Origin of the sequence: uncultured Campylobacter sp., from assembly GCF_938030685.1 — a bacterium.
Taxonomy (GTDB): domain Bacteria; phylum Campylobacterota; class Campylobacteria; order Campylobacterales; family Campylobacteraceae; genus Campylobacter_B.
Genome location: NZ_CALHHX010000208.1, coordinates 1 through 25,516, shown reverse-complemented (window position 1 = coordinate 25,516; position 25,516 = coordinate 1). Strand labels below are relative to the sequence as shown.

The window sequence follows — 25,516 nt, the reverse complement described above, 5'->3', positions numbered from 1 at the left end:
CCGGAAGCTACACAGGCGATTTTAGAAGCGATGGAATGGTTAGATTTGGCTTGGGAGCACGGTCCATACTATCAAACTAAGCGCTTTGATCGTTATAACCAAGTGATCGACCAAATGATTGAGCAAGGTTTGGCATACCGTTGTTACTGTACCAAAGAACGTTTGGAAACATTACGTCATACACAAGAACAAAATAAAGAAAAACCACGTTATGACCGCCATTGCTTGCATGATCATGCCGAACATTCTGCCGATGAACCGCACGTGGTGCGTTTTAAGAACCCAACAGAGGGTTCTGTGGTATTTGATGATGCGGTACGTGGACGCATTGAAATCAGCAACAGTGAATTGGATGACTTGATTATCCGCCGTACCGACGGTTCACCGACCTATAACTTCTGCGTGGTGGTGGATGACTGGGATATGGGCATTACTCACGTTGTACGAGGTGAAGACCATATTAATAACACCCCGCGTCAAATTAACATTTTGAAAGCCCTTGGCGCACCGATTCCGGTGTATGCGCACGTTTCCATGATTAACGGGGACGATGGTCAAAAACTTTCCAAACGTCACGGCGCCGTCAGCGTGATGCAATATCGTGATGAAGGTTATTTGCCGGAAGCGCTTATCAACTATTTAGTGCGCTTAGGCTGGGGGCACGGCGATCAGGAAATTTTCACCCGCCAAGAAATGATTGATTTATTTGATTTACACTCCGTGAGTAAATCTGCCAGTGCCTTTAACACTGAAAAATTATTGTGGTTGAACCATCATTACATTCGTGAATTGCCGGCGGACTACGTTGCGAAACATTTAGCCTGGCAATATCAGGATTTAGGCATTGACACGTCTAACGGCCCGGCATTAACGGAAATCATCACCATGTTGGCGGATCGTTGTAAAACCTTACGTGAAATGGCGCTTGCCAGCCGTTATTTCTTTGAAGAGTTTGACGATTTTGATGAAGCCGCAGTGAAAAAACATTTCAAAGCGGGCGCAGTTGAAGCCCTTGAAAAAGTAAAAGAAAAACTGACCGCACTTTCCACTTGGGATTTGCATTCTACTCACGAAGCCATTGAACAAACCGCTGCCGAATTAGAGGTAGGCATGGGGAAAGTGGGGATGCCGTTGCGTGTCGCCGTGACCGGTGCAGGGCAATCGCCGTCTATGGATGTGACCTTAGTAGGAATCGGACGTGAGCGCGTATTAAGCCGAATTCAACGTGCTATTGATTTTATTCACGGGCAAAATGCTTAAGATTTAATCTGATGGCAATGAATTAAAAATTTAATATTGACAGACTAAGTGGCGGAATTTATCATAGCCGCCACTTATGGGGATATAGCTCAGTTGGGAGAGCGCTTGAATGGCATTCAAGAGGTCGGCGGTTCGATCCCGCTTAACTCCACCATTTAAGCTATTTTTAAATTTTAATCACTTCTTTTAGATCTCTTTTACTTCCTTTAAATACCGATATCTAGGGCTTTTAGTAATTTTAATTATTTTTGTTTCTTTTTATGTTATAATTATTTTAGAATAATTCAGTTAGTTACTAGGTTAGTTAAAACCTATTTACAGAAAGAGCGATAAATATCGTCCAAAAGCCCTTTGGCGCATATATCGCACAAAAAACCAAAAAACGGCATAAGCGAGAACTATATCGCGAAAATCATTAAGATGAACGAAAAATATATACCTCCATCTTTTGACGAGCGCGATGCAAATACGATAAAGTATAGTGATATTTTAGAATTTTGAACCAAAATAATCCGAGTTCTAGTCGTCTCGAAACGCTTCATCGCCTAATAAACGATATAGAAAAGTCTTTGCAATAAATTAAATTTTAATGGAAGGAGAGATTATGTCAGTTGAAGAAGATGGCGCGGCGTTTATAGATGAAGATTACGTAAATATCGTGCCGCAGGATCTGTTAGAGCGCGGTATACGCTTAAGGGAAGAGTACGGAATTTATGGAATCGCTTGGAGATTTGACGATGTAATGGAGGTGCTAAAAATTACAAGAGATAAAGGTATGATTATCGTAGGAGGGGATGTATATCGCCTAAGCGGCAATGAGCCCATAATCACATACGATTGCTGGAGTATTGAATCGGAAGATAACGATGCATTTGAAGTAGCAACCCAATATATCACTAATTATCGCGCTAGAAACGGAGATGATTTTGCATACTGCCCAGTCATTAGCCCTGGGCGGGTGCCTAAATGAAAATTTTAGCTTACAATACAGAATATGTTGGTTTTGCTCATCTTCATATAAATATAAAATGTGTGCCGAACTGAATGCCGAAGTGTGCGTAGATGGGATATAAAAGATTTTAGGAGCGATCTTGAAAAGCAACAAAGTAATCCTAATCCTATCGATCGAAAGCGATAGGGATCTATCCGAAACAATAAGCAGCAACGGCATATCTGCAACAAAAGTCTGGCAAAAAGGAGATTTGAAACTAAAAGGTTCTATTTTAAAATACAGAAATTTTGGCTTTAGCATAGAGGAAAAATTTTATGATATACCTTTTGCGGGAGATCTAATTAAAAAATTTTTAGCAGATATAAATGTCGCGAGGAGTATAAAATTACAAAGCGTGAAAAAGCTGCTAAGAGTCGTAGTTTACAGTTATAATAGCATGCCCGGTCTATATTATAATGCAAATTTACTGAAACTATTAGCAGATAATAATGTGGATTTGGACAACGACATATACTGCCTAGATGGATAAATTTGAATTGCATACTAAAATAAAAGCGCTAAAGGCGCGGCTTAAACTGCAAAAGCCGGAAATTATAACAAATCCTGTACAAAAGGATGAGCTTGTCGAGCAAGATCTGTGCAGTAAAGATCTGTGTGATTTAGACCATAGCACGATCAAACTTTTATCGGGAGATTTGCAGGTTTTCAATGACTATGCCTTTAGGTATTATATCCTGGATTTTATTGATTTTTACGAGCGCTTCGGCGATGAGGAGGTTATAGAGGATATGTTCATTCAAGCGCTTATGCCGCCTATATGGCGGGCGCGAGCGGAACAATTTAGCAGAGATGAGGTAAAAATAATCATAGATTTTTTACAAAAAAATTATGAAGATATTGCGAGAATTACGCATTCCAAGAAATATAAAAAGTTAAAACCCTACGAACAAGAAGAAATTTATATACCATTCAAACATTTTGAAAAGGAGATAAAAAATGCGATAAAATTTTGGGAGAAGTATTATAAGGGCAAAAATTTATAAGGATTGGCAAATGCGCTTAATAGAGACTGATTTAGGCAAGTATGAGGAATATATCTATTTCTTTATAAAGAAAAACAGGGCATATTTTAACGCCTATCAAGAGCAGATATTTCCTTTCGATATGGAGTACATACCTAGCTTATTGTGGTTGCTTGCATCTTTTGCAGAAACTACGATTAAAATTTTTGATGATTTGGACGAAAAGACAAGAAATGAAATTTTTGATTTTGTTGAAAAGGGAGCGGCAAGCGAAGACGAATACATCGGCACGGCGTTTTGTACCGGCTTTGTTGAGACAATTATAAATATTGCAAAAGAAGACGAATATAATATAATTAGCAAATATTTTAGAGATGAAACACAAGAATACGCCGTCTCTTGGATGAAATTTGGCGAATAGCTAGATCGAGCTTTATTAAAGTCATATTTTAAAACAATAAGGAGCCATATGCCTAAACATGAATTTTTACTCAAAAAGACAAAAGAAAATATCTTCTCTAAAGAGCGTTGCGTAGTAATTAGCGATGATCTGATACTTCGCATTTCGTACTCTCTTGAGTGGGTACAAACCACATGGAACGATGAGGTAAATTTGAAAAAAGGTCTAAATTACTATGGCTATAGCTAGATAGAAGATAAAGCTAAATTTAGAGATATAATATGCTCTTGGAGGTCGCTTTTCTTGAGCGCGGATGAGCAAATTGTTTTTGATAAAAATTGTGTGTTAAATAAATCCTCGGTTATCGAGCAATTAGACAGTCTATTGGAACTAATCGATTCGGCAATTAAAAACGATTTATATATTTTGCATCTAGGGATTTAGCAAGTGCGCAGCGATTTAATAATAAAATAGAAGAAAGACCATGAAAAGAAATTATAAAAAGATAATACCCGTAAGAGGTAGAAGGAAATTTTCGATTAACAATTTTAGAGAAATTTTCGCGGAGGGCGATATATTGCAGATCGATCAAAGGCGGTTTTTATTTTGTAACTGGAATAACTTGCTGCGTATAAACGGCGATAAATTAGGCGAATTCATAATATTGCCGCCGGAAGCTAATGTGAAAAATAATAATGGTTTGATTTCTAAAAAGTGGGTATTGGAAAATTTAGATTTTATATGTGATACCGAGCCATCCAGAAATATAAGCATATTTTCTTATTACGATAGCTCTGTGACCGAATATAAAAGGATAAATGATAAAATTCCTGCAAAATTTACTTATAAATTTTTAGAATTCAAAGACGATCTAAAAAATGGAGATATTATAGAGTGTCACAAGGCTTTTCGTCCATATGATCGAAAGATAAAATTTATCGTCGCAACCGATACGGAAGGATGCCCGAGACTACCCTATCTGGAGGGGTTTTATTCCGGTATGTTTGCGCCTATTGGCTATAGCGATAAAATGCGCTCGAATAAAGGACGGGAATATGCGATAAGCTCGAGTTGGCTAATTAAGAACTGGGAAGCCGCCTTTGTCGGTAATTGCGATATAAGGCACACTTATGTAAATTTACAAAATCGAAAAGAGGTTTTAAATTTTACCGATAAAGAGTTGGAAAATTTTATAAAAATTAAGCGAAAGAGATTAAAATTTAAATGGAAAAAGTAGATAAGGATTTTAAAGCGAGCTTGCATAATATCACGCAGCAAAAGGGCTTTGAAAGATGGCGGCAATGATAAAAAGCATTATAGATCCAACTAATTTCGATATAGAATTTAGAAAAATAAATAGAAATAAAAGAGGCATAGTCAAGTCTAGAATAGATTTTGAAAATATCGATGTAGAGGCTAAAATAAGGCTAGTTATGTTTTTAATTTCAAAAGCAAGCCACTTAGATAGCCTAGTTTATAAAATTCTTTTTTGGGAAAGAGATGAGAAAATAGAGGAGTATCTTCTTAAAAATATGAAGGGGCAATACACAAAAGCTAAGCCTTATAAAAACGGCGCCAGAGCGGGCGTTATCTTTATAAAAGAAAAGGCGCTTGAGCCAAATTTTTTGAGGTCCATACTGCTGCACCATTTTAATTTTGAGCTGGCAAAAGAGCCATCTTTGAATATCAGAGTTCAATTAGCCGCAAACAATAAAGAGAAATTTTCGATTTTATTTGATATATACGATGACCGAGGCTGCTATGTGTATTACTTTTAAAATTTTATAATGAAAATATTTGAGGAAGGAAGATATGGCAATTTGGCAATGTGAGTTTTTTATTCTACCCAAAAGCGATACATACGATCTGCAATACGACCGGCAATATGGCAATATAAAGCTCTTTGAAGACGATAAATATTGGAAAAAAGCAAAGATCAAAAAAGAGGTATTTTCTGAAATTTCGCGCCTATTAAAGCCCGAAAAATCTTGGTCTAACGAAATAGATCTATACGGAAGCGAAAATGGCAACCGCCTAGAGGTATTTTTTGATACTAATAATATAATAGAGTCCGTTACGTTTCGTATCGATTTTAGATCCGAGTATGAAGCCGTATTAAGGGGCATAATATCATTGTGTGAGAAAAGCGGTTTTTGCATTATAGACGGCAATTTAAAGAATTTAAAATTATCCTTTAATACTATAAAAGAGGCAATCAACAAATCCAAAAACAAAGAATTTTTTACAGAACTTGTTAGAAATAGTATAATAGGCGATAAAAACGAACCGCCTATCATAGAGGCCGTAGATGATTTCAAATTTAAGGACGATTAAAAATGATTGTAAAATGTATAAAAGAAGATAGGCATGAGTATCTGAGATTAAACAGAACCTATTTTGTTTATGGCATTCAATATATAAATGGGGAGATGCATTATTGTATATTACCGTATGAAGGAATTTGGTATTGGAGTCAATTTGGTACTAAATATTTTCAAGTAATCGATGAAACGGTGCCTACGAATTGGAAATTTGGAATGTATGGGGAATATTTTAGATGTTTTACCGCGTCTTACGAAGAGGCCGCAACCGATGAAGATCATTATGGAGGGCTTGTCGACAGCGATCCAATAGAGAAGAAAATTTTTCAGAAGAGAAGAGCCGAGATGATCGATGACGTATATAATACGCATATCATCAAAGATTTTAACCGTTTCATATATGATCTAAGTCCTAATCTATCGGTACAGATGAATATTGAAAATAAAGTACTGGATATAGAGATATCGGACGCAAATGCTGAGGCCAAACATCGCAAAATGAATATTTTAAAGGATGACGGATATAGCTGGTATTTGATAGAATCGGGCGCGAGCACCTTTAAAGCCAGCGCTACTAATGATTATTTAAGACCCGTATTAAAGTATCTTAAATTGTGGCTCGGCAGAAAGAATTTTAAATAACCGGACAGAAAGATTTAATATGGCGAGCGCGACCGATAAAGAAATTTTTATAAAAATTTTGAATGAAGATATCGATGTATGGCGCCCGGTAAAGGCTGCTCAAATCGCGCAATATATTTTTAAAATTACCGATACGACGAAATTTGAATCCGAACTGGATGAAATTTTAGAATTCAAACATGGCGATATTGTAAAATGTAGAGAAAAAGACGGCGATTTATATGCTTTTGAGCTATTATAAAAACCCACCTTATAAATAGCAACGCACTTATCATATGGCTTGATTTAATCCCATTTTTCGCTATAATGAGCGTCAAATTTCACTCACGGGGATAGCGATGAGCCTTGTTTCTTACGAATTAAAAAAGCAAAAACTAGATGAAGCGCGCAATGTGGCGCTTTGGAAGGCGCGTGGCGGCGTGGCGGCGGTAGTGCTGGCGCTGTTTATTGCTATGCGCAAGGATTTCGGAGATTTCTCATTCCTGTTTTTATTGGTGCTGCTAGCTCTTGCTTATCCTGCTTACAAATACCTAGCCGTGCGTATTTCGCGTAAATTTGAAGCGCTCAGTGAAGAGGCCTTTAAGAATGAATTTCTGCTTTGGATCGCAAAGGAGCTGCGTCTTACCTTTCAGCCCTTCGGCGCATTTTTACTCGATGAAATTTACAAAAATCCGCTCCGTAAAGAGGCAAATCTATGCACTTGCAAGCACGCTATAGTAGGCAAGACGCCCGAATTTGGCATAAAAATCGGCGACATCTGCCTAAGCCGCGATTTTGATAAAAACAGAGAAAATCGAGTATTTGAGCTGGATAAAATTTTGCATCTTAAAAAGAAGGATGATACTGCGATCTTTGACGGGCTTTTTGCAAAATTTGATTTTAGCGAGACCTTCGATAGCCAAATTTTGGTCGTGCCGCGCGGAGAGTTCATCTTCGGCGCGTCGGATCTGAAGCTGCTTAAAGACAGCCCGCACCTAAGCGCGTCGTTTGACGTATATCTAAACAACCCCGCCGCCGCCGCATTTTTGCAAAACAAAAAAATTTTAGAAAATATGCAAACGATCACCGTAAATTTGTTCGGCAAAACCGAGCTCTATTTGGGCGAGAACAGCCTCGTAATCGGCGTTGAAAATAGCGAAATTTTCAAATCCGCGCCGAGCTCGCAAAGCGCGAAGCTACTCGAAAGCCTAAATAAAATGATCGAGATCGCTAAAATTTTTGCCTATCTTAAAAAGCTCGGGCAGGTGGAATAAAAGTATTCGGTTTTATAAATTTAAAGCGCGATCGCGGCGGGCAGAATAAAATTTGCGATAACGGTGCGATAAAGGATAAATTTAAAAAGGAGGGCGCATTATGGATATAGCTGAAATACAGGCTCAAACTCGCAGTATGCGCGCCCTATATGTCGAGGATGATAATGAGGTAAAGCAGCAGACCACAAAAATTTTAAAACTATTCTTTCATCAGGTTACCGACTGCGGCGACGCGCAGGAGGGCATCGATAAATTTAAAGCGGGCAAAGCGGACATTGTTTTTACCGATATCAATATGCCGGGCATAAACGGGCTTGAGATGTTAGAGCGGATCAAACAGATCGATCCTTCGGTAAAAACGGTCATCTTCTCAGCCTACGATGAGTCTAAATTTTTTACCAAAGCCATATCCATCGGCGTGGACGGCTACATACTAAAGCCATTTACAACCGAGGATCTACTAAGCGTGCTTGAAAAAATCACGCAAAGTATCGAAACCAAACCCGCAAAGTTTATTTATCTAAGCGGCGATTTCGTTTGGGACAAGCAGAGCTCAACTCTATCTAAAGCGGGCGAAATTATCAAACTAACCAAAAACGAAACTTCATTATTGCAGCTGCTTTTAAGTTCCAGCGGGCGGATCGCAAGCGGCCTTGAGATAGAAAACGAGCTGTTTGAGGACTATGGCGGATATGACGACAAACGGGTAAGAAATATCATATCCAGATTTCACCGAAAAATAGGCTACAAGCTGATAGAAAACATCTACTCGCAAGGATACAGAATAAAATGGCGATAGTAGACATCAAGAAAAATCATCAGAGATTTGAGACGATATTTTCAAATTCCGGCGTCGGCATCTTCATCGTGGACAAGAAAAGAAATATTATGGAGTGCAACGAGACCTTTTGTAAAATTTTCGGTTACGAATACGACGAGATCATCGGTAAATCCGCGCAAACCATACATCTAAGCGAGGAAAAATACCTGCATTTCGCAGATATCGCCTTTAATAAAGTAAGGAAAAACGAGGCCTTGCAGCTAAACTACGAGCTAAGGCACAAAAGCGGCAAAGGGCTGTGGATTAGAATTTCGGGCGACTCCATATCGGGAAACGACGAGGTGCTTTGGATAGTGGTGGATATCACCAAAAGAGTGATGGCGGAGAAGAAATTAAAACAAAGCAGGCTGAAGGTCAAGCGGCTAAATTTAACTCTCAACCACGAGATCGAGGAGCAGCTAAAGCTCATAAGGCGCCAAGACGAGCAGCTGCAGTATCAATCAAGGCTCGCTCAGATGGGCGAAATTTTAAATATGATAGCGCATCAGTGGAGGCAGCCGCTGTCCGCTATCTCGGCTACGGCTTCGTATCTGAGCGCCGGCTGCTTGATGGCGGATAAATTTGACAAAACCGCCCTTTTGGAGGAGCTCGGCAAGATCGAGCAGTACTCCAAGCACCTATCCGAAACGATCGATGAATTTAGAAATTTCTTTAAGCCCGCCAAGATCAAGGAGGTTACGAGCTTAGAGGAGCTTTGCAATATGGCGATAAATATCGTAAAAGCGATACTACAAAACCAAAAGATTAAAATTTACGCGAAATATGGCTGCAACCAGACTCTGCTCACATATAAAAACGAAGTTTCTCAGGTTATCTTAAACATCATAAAAAATGCGCAGGACGCCTTTTTGGAAAGAAATATCGACGACGGCGTTATCGAAATTTCAACCTACATCGAAAAATCTTATCTTTGCTTAAGCGTAAAAGACAATGCAGGCGGCATCAAAAAGGAGATCGCGGATAAAATTTTCGATCTGTATTTTTCTACCAAAGCTAGCAAAAACGGCACAGGCATCGGGCTATATATGTCAAAGATCATCATCGAAGATCACTGCAAGGGCTCGCTCGTCGTAGAGAGCCTAAAAGGCGGTTCAAATTTCATCATCAAGCTTCCGAAATGAAGCTTTTCTGAGACAATTTAAAATTTAATCCAAATTTACGCTACAAATGGGCTGCACTCTTTTTATATAATTTAATAAAGATTAAATTTTGTGTAAGGAGGAAGCGATGAGCGAACCTGAAGAGAAAATTTATCTGGAAGAGCGGAAGCTTGTTAGAAGGTATTCTCCGCTCACATCGGTGCTTGTAAACACTCTGTTTTTATTTGTGGTGTTTTACGCATCGTGGTGGATCTTTCAAGATCCTAGGGGACTGATGAGGATGTATACTCCATACGTGGGATATATGTGGTGCAGATGGCTGCTAGTAGTCATCATCTGGATCGCGTATATTTTTGATTTTTGGCCATTTAAAAGAGAGTGGCTCTATACGGCGGGGCCGGCGAAAAAGGGCATTATCTTTACGGTGATGGTATTTTTTACCTTCTTCGTATTCTTAAAGATATTCTTCGAATTTATTCTAGGCGAGCTTGCCATATCGTATTTTAGTCCGCGAAGACTTGCGGAGCTTGGCATAACCGATTTTTACGCGCTTGAATACTCGGCACAGGCTATTTTGATGTTTGCAGCTATCGCGTCGTGGCTAAGTCCTTCTTGGGTGGTGGCTGCGGATAATTCGCCGTGGCAAAAGCTAAAGCAGCCCGTTAAAGGCTTTACCGTTTTTATCTGGACCTTTTTATTAAGTATGATCGTATATTTCGTATTTTTCCACTCGCAAATGGGAATTTTATTCGATCCGTGGCAAAAATACACATCCATCACTCCGCCTTGGTGGCACAACTTCGCCGATACCGTGCACGGAAATTTCAATATCGCATGGATTATGTGCTGTACCGTTATGGTGTGGGTGTATGAGACCATCTGGGAGAGGTATCCTTTTAGCCTTATTAAGACGAACTGGCTTAGAAGGACGGCGTCGTTTTTCGGCATTATAGCGATGGCATTTTGCTTTTCGTTTTTCTTTTACTATCTGCAAGAGCTCATCTGGGGCGTGCATATTAGAGGCGATAGAAGGCTTTTTGCGCCCGATTGGCGCTGGCTGCACGTAGGCGAGATAGCTATATTTTGGCTGGTGCCGGTGCTATTTATTAAATTTTACTGCAATAACGCAGTCAATAAATTTTCAAAGCCCGTCAATATCCTTCTTAGAACGATCATAAGTATGGTAGCGGCTATCGTTCTATACTATGTCTATTATCAAGTCTCGCACTTTTTGCTAGGCACTCAAAAGGGCTTTTCGCACCCGCAACAATTCCCTATGATTCCGATGATCTGGTTTATCAACGTCATGCTGATAAATTACTGGTTTATGGACGGCTGGCCGGGCTGGAGGCTTGCCGGCAAGAAGGAAGAGGCGGAGGAAGCAGGCGAGGAAGACGATTTTAGAAATAAAAATTCTATCAAAGGCTTGGTGGTAGGCTTTATCATAGGTGTGATCATCTATCTCGCCGTAGTTTATCTAGCGCCTGCCGTGGGCAATATGCTTACAATTTTTAAATAAAGGATCTGAGATGAATGAAGCTAGAAGAGATTTTATAAAAGGTGGTGCGGCAGGCATAGGACTCGGCGCGCTCGCATCGATGGGAGTGTTTTCATACTCTCCTGCGAGAGAATTTTTTCTTCCCGATGAAGTGCGAAAGATGACCGATTTTGGCGCGATTAAAAGCGTAGAAATTACCAATATCTCCGAAACGAGCTGGTTTGATAACTCGATGCTGATGGGAGATATTAAAGGCGCAGGCGGGCTGCTGGTCAATCAATATCTATTTAACTGGCCACCGTTTGGTAACGGCAAAGGGCTTGCCAAAGGCAGCTACGAAGAGGGAATTTCACAAATCAAGCATCTTCTACCCGATAAGATCGATGAGGCGTGGGAGGTAACCAAAAAACTTTCCGTAAATCCCGATAACGCGGGCGGCTACTCTGCTCTCATAGAGATAGAGCGTCTAAACGGAGAAAAGAAAAAATATCTGCTTGATTGCGGCTGGTCCTACAAATGGATGCACGAGTGTTTTAAGCGGGAGGGGATCGATAAGATGCTACAAAGCGGCGAAATAGACACCCTCATAATGTCGCACGAGCACTACGATCACTTTTGGGCGCTACCCGTCGTTTTAAAGTATAAGCCCGACATCAGGATCATCATACACGAAGGATTTTACCCGGAGGGCAGACAATATATCAAGGATTCGGGTCATAAAGGCGAGCTTGTAGTGTTTAAAAAGGGCAGAAATGAGATCGAGCCCGGAATGTGTACGTTTTGCTACGATTGCCCTATCATTACGAGGGTTTTTGGCGAACAATCAATATTCGTAAATGTCAAAGACAAAGGTCTTGTGAGCATTACGGGATGTTGTCATCAGGGTATTATTACATTCTCTGATTCCGCATACAAAGAGCTAAAATACGACAACGATCAGCTCTATGGTCTTTACGGCGGACTTCATATCTCGCCGTTTGACGACTGGGATCCTAAATACGACGATCTGGTTATCGGACTTAAAAGATGGAACTACCAAGTCATGGCGTGCAACCACTGCACGGGTCTGCTGACCGTGCAAAAATTCGTCCGCGAGGGCTATCCGATCGTAAAAGGCACGGCTAGATTTAGAACTAAAACGTCCGATTATCTAGGCAACGGCGATAAGGTTAAATTTGGATAAAAGCATGGAATTTCAAGATATTTTCCCTTTGAAATTTAAATACTCGTTTGAGGATTACAAGTCGCTTATGAGATGTATATTGATGAAGTCTCTTTACGATAGCGACGTAAAATCCTCAAGCAGGTATCAGGGGATGTATAAGGGGAACTATTTTAACGAATGCTGGAGTATAAAATTTGGCTTTTACAGCGGAATTTACGGTATCGTTTTACGAGAGGTAAAAGAGGATGCGGGCGTATTTGAGCTTTATTATTTCCCCTCCGCAAATGACGAGCTGCTAGACAACGTCTCGCTTTTTGAAGCCGTTTTAGCCGGAGGGCCGGAGTTTTTAACAAAAGTGCGAAATTTCTCCGCGCACGAGGAGCTTTTAAATAACTTCTGCGTCGCTACGATCTACTTAAAACCGCAAGAGCGGGACATAGCGCTATCTTTTAAAACAAAGCTCAGAGATAGGTCGTACGCAAAGGACGGCGTCTGCGTAGAGGGCAAGCAGATCATCGCAAAAGAGGGGCTCGATAAAAATTTCCCCTGCTTTAGGGTATCGCTTGCGTTTATGAACTTTTTGCATATCGCGCTTTGTAAAATTTACGAGCCGCGCTACGAGAGCTTTGAAATTTACAAAAAAGCGGCTCGCGCCGTGATCTACGACAAAGATCGAAATTTAAAAAGCAAAGCAGATCCGCTCTGCGGCGAAATTTTTGTAAACTTAATCTACGGCGAGGACGCGGGTGACGGATGCTTTAAATTTAACGATAAATCCTTTAAGAAGCTATCCGGCTCGGCAGCGTTGTCTAAATTTTTGCTGCGCTTAGCTAAAGAGGATAAAAAGCAAATTTTTATGCAAGGCGGCGAGCGGCCGAATTTTTTCATCATTACCGGTTATCTGGGCTCGGGCAAGACGAAATTTATCCAAAATTTCATCGAGCACGAGACGGCGCAAAATAGATTTACCGGCATCATCCAAAACGAGATCGGCAAAATCGGCCTCGACGGCGCGCTGCTGGACGCCAAATACGCACTCGTAGAGATTGACGAGGGGTGCGTTTGCTGCTCCATGGCGGGGCAGATCAAGCTCGCGATCTCGCAGCTTAAGCCCAAAAAACCCGACAGCATCGTGCTTGAAACCACTGGCGTCGCCAATCCTTTCAATATCTTAAGCGAGCTAAACGAGATCAAAGACGAGGTCAATCTATGTGCCATCGTCACCGTCGTCGATGGGGCGAATTTTTTAAAAGAGCGGGGCAGATCAAAAATAATGCTCGAGCAGATCAAGGCCGCCGACGTCATAGTGCTCAATAAAATCGATCTGATCTCGAGCGAGCAGAAGGAGCGGATACGACAAGCTTTGATCCAAAACAACCGCTGCGCCGAGATATTCGAGACGGTGGGCGCCGAGCTAAATCCAAACTACCTGCTCTACCGCCAGAGCGACACCTCCTATATGGCGTCCGTCCTGCTCGAGGGCAAGATGCATGCAACGCACGAAGACGAGGGAATAGTCTCGTTTAAAAAAGACCTTCCCGAGGGCATCGATAGACAAAATTTCATCAAATTTATGAGCGACATACCGGAAAATTTTTACCGCATCAAGGGACTTGCGAGCTTCAAAGATGATGAAGCACAATACGTCGTGCAGTTCGTAAACGGTAAATTTGAGATAACGCCTTTTAGCGACCGCAAACGCTGTGATAATTTTTTGGTTTTCATCGGGCGAGGGATAGAGGAGGAAATTTTACTTGCGAATAAAGCGCTAGATTTATAGAAATTCTAAGTAGATAAATTTTTTTATTGTACTTTTACACTTAATTAAACAAATAACCATGTTACCTGATTTTTATTATTTAAAACCTCCTCAACACAAAGTGGCGGATCTGTTTTTCAACCCCAAACTCCTACACAAGCATTGAAATTTAAGTAATATAGGCTCAAATTAGCGCTTAAAATTCAAACGCTTCAATTTCGTCAAATGAAACCGATGACGCTAAATGATAGAATTGCTCTCGAGATTTAAGACTTTTCCTTAAATATCTTATTGTCTTTCCCGCCGTTCAGGCCCCCATATCTATGACCCAGTCGACTATACAATGAGGCTAAAGCTTATGGTCTATGATGATGACATATTGCCGTTATGTACAATCTTTCTAAATAAATTATGTGAACCCCTTTTTATCTCTTTGCGGTGCAGGCCAGTGCTTGTCTTGTCAAGAATGTAAATATTCTGCTTGGGCTACATCTACTGGCTGCCGCCTTGATAACAATAAAGAGGAATTGGTGTTTGAACCGGATAAAATTTTGTACTTCAAGAAAAGGGCAATACCACAATATGCGATGGATTTTTTGCAAAATTTTATTTTAATTAGACCTCCAATAGCCAAATTTTGGTGATACTGCACAAGGAGTTTATATTTGGCTATTGAATTTCAAGCTGCTATCGAATGGGGAGAACAGATAAAATTTTTAAAAATTAAGGTTCTATCCCTATTAAAACAAGCGGAACTGCTGGTGTGTTTCTACCTTGCCTATAAACATTATAAACCTCACCCTCATAGTAAGCTATACCACTTGACATTTCAGTACACATTGCTTTTGTTGGGATTATCTCTATGCCTACATCAATTTGATTTGCTATATAAAAAGCCATATGTTTCACAAATAAATCATAGGCTACAAAGGCATATTTCCCAAACTGGACTTCAATAGCGATTCTATCCTTTAAAAAATCCGTCTGATTATACGACATATAAGCTATTTTATTCCTTGCTTCAATTATAGATTTTTGCTGTTCTGACGGAAGCGACATTGTTTCATATGCTAAATCTTGATCAGGGGTTAAATAGTATGTTTGTCTACTTTCTTCCCATCCAAGATTATTAAAATTTGTTTTAAAAGTCTTATTGATTTCGGATGGATTATAAAGTAAATTATTCTGTCTACCTTTTTCTTTGGAAATTTTTGTTTTATAGTTGTTTGCATTTAAATTTTTTATAACTTGTTTAATTTCTTTCCATCTATCTTTATGGTGTACTTGTAAAAATTCTAATCCATTTAAATGAGAATGTATGTATTTTATTTTCATTGATATGCTCCTTGTCCTTTCCATTCTTGTGGAATTTTTGCTATGCTATCGTTCTTTGGAACATAAATTTGCTGCCCCGCCTCTCGTAGTTTTAAAGTTCCATTTTTCAACTTTTCTAGCCTTTGCTCTGCTATTTTGCAATATTCTTTTTCTTTATCTACACTAATGCCTATTCGATTGTTTTTAACTGCGCTAATCAAAGTAGAGCCAACACCACCAAATGGATCAAGGACAACATCTCCTTCATTACTTAAAGCTAAAATCAGCCTATCTACAAGTTCGACTGGAAATTGGCAAGGATGAAGTGTTTTTTCTACATGATTACTTTTAACATTTACTATGTCCCAAATTTCTTTATCCCAATCGTTAACAACAATATCCCAGATATCTGACGGATTTTTACCTTTAGGGTTACCAGATAATTGGCCTTTTTTGTCGCCCTTAAAATGCCTTTTGCCTGGGTATTTTGCAGCTATGCGCACATTATCTAAATTAAATGTGTATTTGTCGCTCTTTGAAAACCAAAGTATGGTTTCGTATCTGCCGCTAAATCTAGAACTTGCATGAAGTCCATGTCCAAAACGCCATATTATTCTATTTCTAAGTTTTAATCCAAATTCTTTAAAAATTTCATAATAATAGAAATCAAGTGGAAAAACTTCTTTATCAGCAATAAAATTCCCGACTTCCCATGCAATACTACCGTCGTTTTTTAATACCCTAATAAGATCGGCTATTACTTCTTTTTGTATTTTTAAATATTCTTTAATACTAGTCTTTGTTTCATATGCTTTACCCATATTGTATGGTGGGGAAGTAATTATCAAATTGATACTTTGATCTTTCAAAGTTTTTAAAAATGTTTTTATATCTTGATTGACTATCATATTAACTCCTTTAATATAGACAAATTTACTGACACCCTTCGCACTCGATTGAGCGGTCCGCGATGTTGTTTAGCTTCTCGCTATCTGGGCTTTCGGAGCGCAGGTAGTAGGTCGATTTTAGCCCCAGCTGCCACGCGAGCGTGTAAATTTCGCTCAGATAGCCGCCGCTTGCCTTATCCAGGCTCATGAAGATATTTAGGCTCTGACCTTGATCGATCCATTTTTGGCGGATGGCGCCCGCTTTTACGAGTAGGCGCTGATCGAGCTCGTATGCAGGTACGTACGCCTGCCACGTTTTCGGGCTTAAATTTGGCACGACGACCGGGATCATGCCGCTTAGGTTGTGCTCGAACCATTTGCGCTTATACACCGGCTCGATCGTCTGCGTGGTGCCTACGAGTATGCTGATACTCGATGTCGGCGCGATCGCCATCAGGTAGCCGTTTCGCATGCCGTCGCGCTTTACTTTCTCGCGCAGTCCGTTCCAGTCGCAGCCGCTCTGCTCAAAAAGCCCGCCGCGCTTAACGAGCGCTTTGGCGTTTTCGTTCGCTAAATCGATCGGAAAAATTCCTTCGCTCCACTTTGAGCCCGCAAAATCAGGGTATTTGCCCTTTTCTACGGCTAAATTTGAACTTGCCTTGATCGCGTTAAAGCTCACGCTTTCCATTATCCTATCGATCAGCTCGAAGTGCTCGTAGCTGCCCCACTTCACGCCGCGCTCGGCCAGCATTTGCGCCTCGCCCATTACGCCGAGCCCTATCGCGCGGGTTTTTAGATTGGTATGTTTGACCTTGGCGTGCGGGTAAAAATTTAGATCGATGACGTTATCGAGCATTCGCACGGCGATCGGCATCACGCGAGCTATCTCCTCGCGGCTGTTGATTTTGCTTAAATTTACGCTTGCGAGGTTGCAAACCGCCGTCGCGCCCTCGCTGCAGCCCTTTTCTACGATAAAAATTTCTTTGCCGCCCAGCGTGTCTAGCGCGGTGATCTTTTTCGCCTTTTTTACGATGCCCGCGTCGGTCGCCACATCTTCGTTTTCCTCAAACAGCCTCTCGCTGCCGTCGGCAAAAACGACTTTGATTTTGTAGTGGTTCGGCGCCGTGTTCTGAAAGATCTCCGTGCATAAATTTGAGCTTCTGATGAGGCCTTGATGCGCGTTTGGATTGATTCGGTTGGCGTTATCTTTGAAGCATAAAAACGGCATTCCGGTCTCAAAGTAGCTCGTTAAAATTTTCTTCCAAAGCTCCTTTGCCAGGATGGTGGATTTTGAAATTTTATCATCGGCCTCGTACTGCTCGTAGCGTGCTTCAAATTCCGCGCCATATAGATCGCTCAGATCGCTTACCTCCGCAGGATCGAAGAGCGTCCATTTGCCGCCGCTTTGAAGTCTTTTCATAAACAGATCGTTTATCCACAGCGCGGGGAAAATTTCATGCGCGCGGCGTCTCTCCTCGCCCGAGTTTTTGCGCAGATCGAGGAAGTCGCTCACGTCCATATGCCACGGCTCGATATACACGGCGATAGCACCCTTGCGCGTGCCCAGCTGATCGACGGCGACGGCGATGTCGTTGGTGATCTTTAAAAATGGGATGATGCCGCCTGCGGCGTTTTTATGCCCGTCGATGCTGCCGCCCATCGCGCGCACCTTACACCAGTCCCAGCCGATACCGCCGCCGAATTTGCTCAGAAGCGCCATCTCTTTGTAACTATCGAAAATTCCCTCGATATTATCGGGCGTGGAGCCCACGTAGCAGCTGCTTAGCTGATGGCGCGTCGTGCGGGCGTTTGAAAGCGTCGGAGTAGCCAGCATGACTTCAAATTTAGATATGAGATCGTAAAATTTTTTCGCCCAGCTCTGGCAGTCAAGCTCGTTTTGCGCGAGGAACATCGCGATCGCCATAAACATCTGCTGCGGAAGCTCGATCGGCGCGCCGCTTTTATCTTTGATTAGATAGCGATCGTAAAGCGTTTTAATGCCAAGATAGTTAAACTGCAAATCGCGCTGCGGCTGCAAATAAGAATTTAGATCCTCAAGATCGTATTTTTCCTTAAGCCCGAGCATTATGCGGCCCGCCGCCTCGCCGCGAGCGAAGTAATCTCGCAGGTTGTTGTAACCGCTAAAGCCCGTTACTTTGTGATACAGATCGTATAAAAATAACCGCGCGGCGACGAAGGTCCAGTTCGGGCGGTCCACGTCGATCTTCTCGACTGCGGTTTTGATGAGGGTTTGTTGGATCTCCTCTGTGGTGATCATATCGCGAAACTGGATCTTTGCGTCCACCTCAAGCTCGCTAAGGCTTACGTTTTCCAGCCCCTCTACCGCCTCGCTCGTGTATTTTTTGATCTTGCTTACGTCAAGTTCCTCGGTTCTGCCGTTGCGTTTGATTACTTTCATATCGTTCCTTGAAATTTAAAAATGCAAATTTAGCGTTAGTTTCCCAATATAAAATACGTCGTCAAAAGAGGCGGCGTAATAAATGCCGCTCATCTCCGCCGTCTTTTAAATTTACGCTAGCTGCGCTGCAAAAGCGCGCATTATAGCCAAAATTGCTTAAGTCTATCTGTCATTATTTTGGCTTATAGATTTTAAAATTTAATAAAGCGGGCGGAAAAGATGCGGTAAAATTCGAGCGGAATTTTATGGTAGCGGTGCGAAATTTTGTAGGTAAAAATTTGCGAGGAGCTTTGCGAAATTCTGCGCCGAAAAAGTAGGAAAACAAAGATCTTTGCGGGCAGGCTTAAAATCCGCCCGCAAAGCTTAAGAATTTAGTTGTGCGGTAGCGGGATAGGCTTTCCGTTTAAGATCATAGAGTTGCTTGCCTTATCGAAGCTAAACTCCATCTTAACTCCATCTCCGTCTGGCTTAAGAAACTGCGAGCCGTAAACTTCCGCCATCGGCGCAAAATCGCGCAAGCTGTCATAAGGCGATAGGAAGTCCGTGATGGTCGTATTTATCGTAGCTTTGCCGTCCAAGCTCATACGCTTAAAAAGCTGTGTCTCGTCGATGTAGCCGCCTACTAGCGCGCTTGCATTAAAAGCAAATTTCTTACCGAGGCTATTTTCAAACGAAAAATCATTCACGTTGATTTTCATATCATCTTTTAGCAACTTCATAAAAAGCTCTTTATTTTCCGCTAATTTTTCGCCTTCTTGCGGATTTGAGATAACAGACAGATATTTTTCGAAAAGTGCGGCGCTAAAGCTGGTATCGACACCTAAATGGATGTTTCGCACTAGCACATCGGCGATTTTTAGGCTTTGGGCTTTATCGCTTTCGTTGAAATTTAAAATTCCATCTTTTACGCGGTAGCTACCTTCTGTGCTCATATCCGTAACTACGACAAAGCGCTGCTTATCTACAGTTACGACAAGCTCTTTTGTGCTGCCTGTAAAATCTATGTCATTCAAAAAGAGCTTAGTTATATTATCGTCTAGATCTTGGATGCCATTTTTAAAGTTTGCCTCATAGATAAGATCCTTCACATCAAGACCCGAATCCTTGCCGTCGTCTATAAAAATTTCACCGATTTTAAAGCCCAAGGCTTTTATCGTTTTTCCGCTCATATCGCTCGTGCCGTTTAGGCTAAGGCCTGCAAGACGTCCCATTCCGCCATCTTCGAGCACATTTATATCGGCTAGCTTTGCGCTAAATTTAACCTCTGTAGGTCCGTAGTTTAGATGCGTGCTAAGCGGCGCGTCAGTCTTAAACAGCTTCTTGCAAGGCTCCGCGTAATATGGAGTCTTAATCGTTAAAATTCCGTCGCTCTCAAATCCATCCGCAGCGTTTTTTACGCTATGCTTGATAGTGTAGTCGTAGCGAAAAGCAAAATCCTCCGGGAAAATTTTAGCAGGATCTGGCTCGTCCGTATCGTTGCTATCTTGCGCGCCTGCTTTTTCCTTTAGCTTACTAAAGCCTTCAGCAAGGCTTTTTTGTAGTTTCTCTTTTTTTACTACGCCTTCGATAAAGCCGCTTGAGTTGCTATCTCCAGGATAAAATTTAGCGCTCTTAGTCTCGAAAATTTCGTTTCTAGCGATAAATTCCGCAATCTGCTGCTCAATCGCCGCGCTGGCACTCTTGCCGACCGCACCGTCAACCGTTTTGGTTATGCTATCGTTTACACTTTTAGCTACTCCCGTTTTAGCGTCCTTCGTCGCCACAAAAACGCCCGCTATAAGCGCTACGATGAGCACTAAAGCCGCGATGATCTTTTTCATCATCTCTCCTTTAAATTTAAAATTTATTTGGGTGCGTATTTTGCCGTAAATTTCTAAAATTTTCAAATTCTAGCTTAGTGTGCTTTAACCTAAAAGAAGTTATAATCGCGGCATTAATATCAAAATTTAGGAAAACTTATGGCAAAACAAACGAAATATATTTTCGTCACCGGCGGAGTGCTGAGCTCGCTGGGTAAGGGCATTGCGGCGGCATCGATCGCGACGCTTTTAAAGCACGCGGGGCTTAAAGTGCGCATCCTAAAGGCGGATCCTTATATCAATGTCGATCCAGGCACCATGAGCCCGCTGGAGCACGGAGAGGTTTTCGTCACCGACGACGGCGCGGAGACCGATCTGGATCTTGGGCATTATGAGCGGTTCTTGGATGAAAATTTAAGCCAAGATAACAACTTCACCACGGGCAAAGTTTACAGCTCCGTCATCGAAAAGGAGCGCAGGGGCGATTATCTAGGTAAGACGATCCAGGTGATCCCTCACATCGTAGGCGAGATCGTGCGCCGCATAAAAAAGGCGGGCGAGGGCAACGACGTGCTGATCGTCGAGATCGGCGGCACCGTGGGCGACATCGAAGGACTACCGTTTTTAGAGGCGATCCGCGCGATGAGAGTGGAGCTTGGTAGAGTAAATACGATGAATATCCACCTCACGCTCGTGCCTTTCATCAAGGTAGCGGGCGAGCTCAAAACTAAGCCCACGCAGCACAGCGTAGGCGAGCTGCGCCGCATCGGTATCAGCCCCGATATGATAATCTGCCGCTCCGAAATGCCGCTAAATCGCGCGCTTAAAGACAAGATCGCGCTAAGCTGCGGCGTGGATAAAAACTGCGTCATCGAAAGCCCCGATAGCGCGAGTATCTATCAGATCCCACTTGCGTTTTTGAAGCAGGATATTTTAACGCCGATCGCGGAGACTCTAAACTTAAATAAGCTCGAAGTCGATATGAGCAACTGGGACAGCCTCGTTAAGCGCGTCATCGTGCCTACGAACGAAACCACGATCGCCTTCGTCGGCAAATATATCGATCTGAAAGAAAGCTATAAATCCCTTACCGAGGGGATCATCCACGCGGGCGCTACGCTTGATACGCGGATAAGCTTAAAGTGGGTAGATAGCGAAAAAATTGAAGCTGCAAATGTGGATGAAATTTTCCGCGACGTAAACGGAATTTTGGTAGCAGGCGGCTTCGGCTCACGCGGGATAGAGGGTAAAATTTTAGCCATAAACTACGCGCGGGTGCATAAGGTGCCATTTTTGGGTATCTGCCTAGGGATGCAGCTTGCGATGGTGGAGTTTGCGCGCAATGTCTTAAAACTGAAAAACGCTAACTCCTCGGAATTTGATCCTCAGACCGAAGATCCGGTGATCTATCTGATCGACAGCTTCATCGACGCAAGCGGCAAAAAGCAGATCCGCACGCACAAATCCCCTATGGGCGGCACTATGCGGCTGGGCGGCTATGACTGCGACGTCAAAAAAGGCTCGCTTTTGGGTAAAATTTACGGCGAGCGAAAGACCATCCGCGAGCGCCACCGCCACCGCTACGAAGCCAATCCGAAGTACCGCGCCGAGTTTGAAAAGCACGGGCTTATCGTCTGCGGCGAGAGCGACGGGCTTATCGAAGCGGTCGAGCTAAAAAACCATCCGTTTTTTCTGGGCGTGCAGTTTCACCCAGAATTTACCAGCCGTCTAGTGCGCCCAAATCCCGCTATTTTGGGCTTTATCGAAGCATCTATAAAAAATGCTAGGTAAAAATGAGATAAGGGAAATTCTAAAATCGAGATTTGCGAACGATCGGCATACTAAAATTTCTGAAATTCCCTTACCCTGCGATCTGAAAGATACCTATAAGGCGGCTTTGCGCATAAAAACTGCCATCGAAGAAAACCAGCGCATAGCCGTAGTCGGCGATTACGACGTCGACGGTATCGTAAGCACCGTAATAATGAGCGATTTTTTCAATCAAATAGGCGCGGATTACGTTATCAAGATCCCAAACCGCTTCACCGACGGATACGGGCTAAACAGTGAGATCATAGGCGAGCTTGAGGACGTTGATCTCATCATCACCGTAGATAACGGTACCTCCGCGACGGAAGCTGCCGAAATTTGCGCCCAAAAAGGGATCGATCTCATCATTACCGATCACCACATGCCTCCGCCCGTGCTGCCGCGAGCTTATGCGATAATCAATCCGAAGCAGCCTGACTGCACCTTCCCAAATATCGAAATTTGTGGCGCGCAAGTAGCGTGGTATCTCGTAGGCGCGCTAAAAGAAACCCTCGGCGTGAACTACGATATGGCAAGCTCGATGGATATCCTCATCATCGCCATAATCGCCGATATGATGGAGCTGCGCGATATGAACCGCGCGCTTTTGCGCTTCGGCATCAAGCGGCTAAATAGCTCGAACCGCGCCTGCTTCAAGGCGATTAAAGAGCATTATTTTAAAAAACACTTCGAATTCGACGATATCAGCTACACGATCGCGCCGCTTATCAACTGCACGGGGCGGATGGATGATGCGACGATGTCGTATAACTTCCTATGCGCCAAAAATATCAGAGAGGCAAACCACTACTTAGAGACGATAAATTCCATCAACAACTCGCGCAAAGAGGAGGAAAAAAGCCTCTACGACGAGATCGTAAAAAGCGTTGATCCGAGCGACAACGTCATCGTCGTGTGGGGACCGCAGTGGCACGAAGGGATCATCGGCATCGTCGCAAGCCGCCTAAGCAAGACCTACAAAAAGCCCGCGATCGTCTTTAGCGTGAGCGACTCGCGCGCCAAAGGAAGCGCGCGCAGCATCGGTAAATTTGACATTTTAGAGCTGATCTCCTCGCAAAGCGAAATTTTAACGACCTTCGGCGGGCACAAGGGCGCTGCGGGCGTGGGGATCGATCCTGCGCTGCTGCAGGAGTTTAAGCGGCGCGTAAATGAGCGCATTACGCCCAAGGATCTGAGCGATTTTAGCGCGCAAGACGATCTGCTGGGCGAGCTGGACGCGTCGCAGATAGACTTCGAGCTGCTTGAAATTTTGGAATTTTACGAGCCCTACGGGCAGAAAAATCCGCGCCCGCTCTTTTGTATCAAAGGCGCGCGCGCCCGCAACATCAGAGAGATCGGCAAGGAGGGCAAGCATATCAAAATGGCGCTTGATAAAAACGGCGGTAGCGTCGAGGCGCTGTTTTTCAACTACAACTTTTTGCCGCGCGCGGGCGAGCGAGTGGATGTGATCTTTACGATTAGCAAAAACAACTTCCGCGGCACGATCACGCCAGAGCTCATCATCAAGGAGCTGACTCCGAACGAGAGCTAAATTTTAAAATTTAGGCCTGCTTGGTGGGCATTTCGCGCCGGACACGGCCTTTAAATTTAACGCTCGATCTATGAGCTAGGCTGCGCATTGCGCACTCGGCAGGGTCGCCCTACTACAGCGCCCGTCTGCTCTACTCGCCCGATATATATTGCGCGCTCGGCGCGGCTTTGAAATTTAACGCGCGAGCTATGGATTTGACTTGCGATGCGAGCTCAAGCGTGCGATTTCGGGGCTAGACACAGCGCGCAAACGCGATGCGCTATTTTCAGCTCCCGCACGGTTTGCAAACTCGGCGAAATTTTTGGGCGCGGTGAAAATAAAATTTAAACGTTTCTAAATTTTAAAATTTTGCGAGGGCGAGCGGGAGCAGTCAAAACAGGCAGAATAGCCTTGCGAATGGAATTTCGGATAAAATTTTATGAAGCGGCGGGCGGGCTAAATTTTAATTTGACCCGCCCTTAAACTTAGAGGCTAAAAAACCACCACTAAAAACCACTTAAACGGCACCGGCGCGGAGATCGCGTGCGGCAAGCCCGCAGGCATAACGATGCTTTGCCCCGCTTTTACGCGGTGCTTCTGCCCGTCGATCGTAAAATCGCCCTCCCCCTCAAGCACGTAAACGAACGCGTCGCCGTCGGATTTGTGCGAGCTGATCTCCTCGCCGCCGTCGAAGGCAAAAAGCGTCATATTCAGCGCAGGATTTTGCGCGAGGGTGCGCGAAATCACCTTATGAGGGGATACTTCGACTAGCGAAGCAAGCTCTACGGCCTTAGCGGCGTCGATATTTTTGATGTGTTGCATAAGCTCTCCTTGAAATGAAATTTGATCGATTGTAGCTAAAATTTAGCAAGCCCGCTTTGATGAGCATCAATCCGGATCCGCGCTGAAAGGATTTTTCAGAAAGATCGGAACGAAATTTATCAGATATAGCGCGACCGCGGCGATGAAAAGCGCCGAGGGGATCATCACGTATAAAACAAAGCTCTCGCCCGCAAAAACGGCTCTTAAAGCCCCCGCGCTCAGAGCCAAAACGAGCGCCGTGCGGCTTAGGCGCGGGAAGTTTAGCGGCGAAATTCCGCTGTGACGCTGTCCGGCGATCATTCCCACAAAAAGTATCGCTCCGTAGATATAGCAGATCGCGATGACGTGCAGCGGCGCGGCAGCGTATCCCCCGCGTATCAGCTCCCAGCCCAACCACGCATAGCCCGCCGCGCACGCAGCCTGCAACGCGTAGTAAAACGCCATATAGTGGCGGCTTAGAATTTCGGCGTAGTGCAACTCGCGAAGTTTCGCCAAAAACAAAAACCCAATGCCAAGCGCGATAAACCCGCACGCCGCGTCGCTTAAAAATGGCGTCGCGAACGCCAAAGCGAAGGCGAGGAAAGCGGCTAAATTTTTGTAGATAAAATTTGGAATAAAAACGGCGTCTTTGAGCCCCGCCTCTCTTAGCGCTTCGTTGCCGATTACCACGCTTATGCGGTAGCTTACGACGGCGATTGCCGCGACGTTGATATGCACGAAGC

The 25,516-nt window shown here is 43.2% G+C and carries 25 protein-coding genes and 1 tRNA gene; 20 read left to right on the top strand and 6 right to left on the bottom strand.

Features of this window, described 5'->3' with window-relative positions; all coding sequences use genetic code 11:
• From gltX to Q0369_RS09960, 18 genes are all read left to right on the top strand, one after another.
• Window positions 1–1,260, top strand: a 1,260-nt coding sequence (gene gltX / locus Q0369_RS10045) for a glutamate--tRNA ligase (protein WP_298099399.1), incomplete at its 5' end; no start/stop codon positions are given.
• Window positions 1,261–1,338: 78 nt separating this feature from the next.
• A tRNA-Ala gene (locus Q0369_RS10040) sits at window positions 1,339–1,414 on the top strand.
• Window positions 1,415–1,864: 450 nt separating this feature from the next.
• Window positions 1,865–2,230, top strand: a complete 366-nt coding sequence (imm40, locus tag Q0369_RS10035; protein WP_298099396.1) for an Imm40 family immunity protein — start codon at window positions 1,865–1,867, stop codon at window positions 2,228–2,230.
• Window positions 2,231–2,351: 121 nt separating this feature from the next.
• Window positions 2,352–2,741: a hypothetical protein gene (locus Q0369_RS10030; protein WP_298023240.1), complete on the top strand. Its 390-nt coding sequence runs from the start codon at window positions 2,352–2,354 to the stop codon at window positions 2,739–2,741.
• The gene (locus tag Q0369_RS10025; protein ID WP_298099393.1) at window positions 2,734–3,255 is read left to right on the top strand and encodes a hypothetical protein; all 522 of its coding nucleotides are present in this window, start codon (window positions 2,734–2,736) and stop codon (window positions 3,253–3,255) included. Before Q0369_RS10030 ends, Q0369_RS10025 begins: the two co-directional genes overlap by 8 nt.
• A gap of 10 nt (window positions 3,256–3,265) precedes the next feature.
• Window positions 3,266–3,655, top strand: coding sequence for a hypothetical protein (locus tag Q0369_RS10020; RefSeq protein ID WP_298099390.1), 390 nt, complete (start codon window positions 3,266–3,268; stop codon window positions 3,653–3,655).
• Between the two features lie 48 nt (window positions 3,656–3,703).
• Entirely contained in the window at window positions 3,704–3,883 is a 180-nt protein-coding gene (locus tag Q0369_RS10015) for a hypothetical protein (RefSeq protein ID WP_298099388.1), read from the top strand.
• Between the two features lie 235 nt (window positions 3,884–4,118).
• Window positions 4,119–4,871, top strand: coding sequence for a hypothetical protein (locus Q0369_RS10010; RefSeq protein ID WP_298099386.1), 753 nt, complete (start codon window positions 4,119–4,121; stop codon window positions 4,869–4,871).
• 64 nt (window positions 4,872–4,935) lie between these two features.
• Complete coding sequence (locus Q0369_RS10005; protein WP_298099382.1) at window positions 4,936–5,412, top strand: hypothetical protein; 477 nt, start codon at window positions 4,936–4,938, stop codon at window positions 5,410–5,412.
• A gap of 34 nt (window positions 5,413–5,446) precedes the next feature.
• The gene (locus tag Q0369_RS10000; protein WP_298099378.1) at window positions 5,447–5,968 is read left to right on the top strand and encodes a hypothetical protein; all 522 of its coding nucleotides are present in this window, start codon (window positions 5,447–5,449) and stop codon (window positions 5,966–5,968) included.
• A gap of 95 nt (window positions 5,969–6,063) precedes the next feature.
• On the top strand, window positions 6,064–6,597 hold the full coding sequence (locus Q0369_RS09995) for a hypothetical protein (RefSeq protein WP_298099375.1): 534 nt from the start codon (window positions 6,064–6,066) through the stop codon (window positions 6,595–6,597).
• Between the two features lie 19 nt (window positions 6,598–6,616).
• Window positions 6,617–6,838 carry a hypothetical protein gene (locus tag Q0369_RS09990; RefSeq protein WP_298099372.1) on the top strand — a complete coding sequence of 74 codons (222 nt, stop codon included), beginning with the start codon at window positions 6,617–6,619 and terminating at the stop codon, window positions 6,836–6,838.
• Window positions 6,839–6,935: 97 nt separating this feature from the next.
• Window positions 6,936–7,850: a DUF3137 domain-containing protein gene (locus Q0369_RS09985; RefSeq protein WP_298099369.1), complete on the top strand. Its 915-nt coding sequence runs from the start codon at window positions 6,936–6,938 to the stop codon at window positions 7,848–7,850.
• A gap of 100 nt (window positions 7,851–7,950) precedes the next feature.
• The gene (locus Q0369_RS09980; RefSeq protein ID WP_298099366.1) at window positions 7,951–8,649 is read left to right on the top strand and encodes a response regulator; all 699 of its coding nucleotides are present in this window, start codon (window positions 7,951–7,953) and stop codon (window positions 8,647–8,649) included.
• Complete coding sequence (locus tag Q0369_RS09975; protein WP_298099363.1) at window positions 8,640–9,812, top strand: PAS domain-containing sensor histidine kinase; 1,173 nt, start codon at window positions 8,640–8,642, stop codon at window positions 9,810–9,812. The genes Q0369_RS09980 and Q0369_RS09975 overlap by 10 nt, the downstream gene beginning before the upstream one ends.
• A 106-nt stretch (window positions 9,813–9,918) precedes the next feature.
• Entirely contained in the window at window positions 9,919–11,310 is a 1,392-nt protein-coding gene (locus Q0369_RS09970; protein ID WP_298099361.1) for a hypothetical protein, read from the top strand.
• 10 nt (window positions 11,311–11,320) lie between these two features.
• The gene (locus tag Q0369_RS09965) at window positions 11,321–12,472 is read left to right on the top strand and encodes an MBL fold metallo-hydrolase (RefSeq protein WP_298099358.1); all 1,152 of its coding nucleotides are present in this window, start codon (window positions 11,321–11,323) and stop codon (window positions 12,470–12,472) included.
• Window positions 12,465–14,234, top strand: coding sequence for a GTP-binding protein (locus Q0369_RS09960; RefSeq protein WP_298099356.1), 1,770 nt, complete (start codon window positions 12,465–12,467; stop codon window positions 14,232–14,234). The genes Q0369_RS09965 and Q0369_RS09960 overlap by 8 nt, the downstream gene beginning before the upstream one ends.
• 702 nt (window positions 14,235–14,936) lie before the next feature.
• Here Q0369_RS09960 and Q0369_RS09955 read toward each other — a convergent pair.
• The 4 genes from Q0369_RS09955 to Q0369_RS09940 all read right to left on the bottom strand — a co-directional run bounded on the left by Q0369_RS09955 (window position 14,937) and on the right by Q0369_RS09940 (window position 20,653).
• Window positions 14,937–15,548, bottom strand: coding sequence for a BglII/BstYI family type II restriction endonuclease (locus Q0369_RS09955; protein WP_298099353.1), 612 nt, complete (start codon window positions 15,546–15,548; stop codon window positions 14,937–14,939).
• Complete coding sequence (locus Q0369_RS09950; protein ID WP_298099351.1) at window positions 15,545–16,435, bottom strand: site-specific DNA-methyltransferase; 891 nt, start codon at window positions 16,433–16,435, stop codon at window positions 15,545–15,547. The genes Q0369_RS09955 and Q0369_RS09950 overlap by 4 nt, the downstream gene beginning before the upstream one ends.
• A gap of 25 nt (window positions 16,436–16,460) precedes the next feature.
• Window positions 16,461–18,833 carry a ribonucleoside-diphosphate reductase subunit alpha gene (locus Q0369_RS09945; protein ID WP_298099349.1) on the bottom strand — a complete coding sequence of 791 codons (2,373 nt, stop codon included), beginning with the start codon at window positions 18,831–18,833 and terminating at the stop codon, window positions 16,461–16,463.
• Between the two features lie 371 nt (window positions 18,834–19,204).
• Window positions 19,205–20,653 (bottom strand): DUF945 family protein, encoded by a 1,449-nt coding sequence (locus Q0369_RS09940; RefSeq protein WP_298099345.1) that lies wholly within the window; start codon window positions 20,651–20,653, stop codon window positions 19,205–19,207.
• 138 nt (window positions 20,654–20,791) lie between these two features.
• Here Q0369_RS09940 and Q0369_RS09935 point away from each other — a divergent pair, with 138 nt between their 5' ends.
• Window positions 20,792–22,423 carry a CTP synthase gene (locus Q0369_RS09935; RefSeq protein ID WP_298099342.1) on the top strand — a complete coding sequence of 544 codons (1,632 nt, stop codon included), beginning with the start codon at window positions 20,792–20,794 and terminating at the stop codon, window positions 22,421–22,423.
• Complete coding sequence (recJ, locus tag Q0369_RS09930) at window positions 22,413–23,993, top strand: single-stranded-DNA-specific exonuclease RecJ (protein ID WP_298099338.1); 1,581 nt, start codon at window positions 22,413–22,415, stop codon at window positions 23,991–23,993. The genes Q0369_RS09935 and recJ overlap by 11 nt, the downstream gene beginning before the upstream one ends.
• A gap of 471 nt (window positions 23,994–24,464) precedes the next feature.
• Here recJ and Q0369_RS09925 read toward each other — a convergent pair whose 3' ends face one another.
• Both Q0369_RS09925 and Q0369_RS09920 read right to left on the bottom strand, forming a co-directional pair.
• Complete coding sequence (locus tag Q0369_RS09925) at window positions 24,465–24,794, bottom strand: cupin domain-containing protein (protein ID WP_297894722.1); 330 nt, start codon at window positions 24,792–24,794, stop codon at window positions 24,465–24,467.
• A 66-nt stretch (window positions 24,795–24,860) separates the two neighbouring features.
• Window positions 24,861–25,516 (bottom strand): NnrS family protein (locus Q0369_RS09920; protein ID WP_298099335.1); only part of this gene is annotated, 656 nt, incomplete at its 5' end.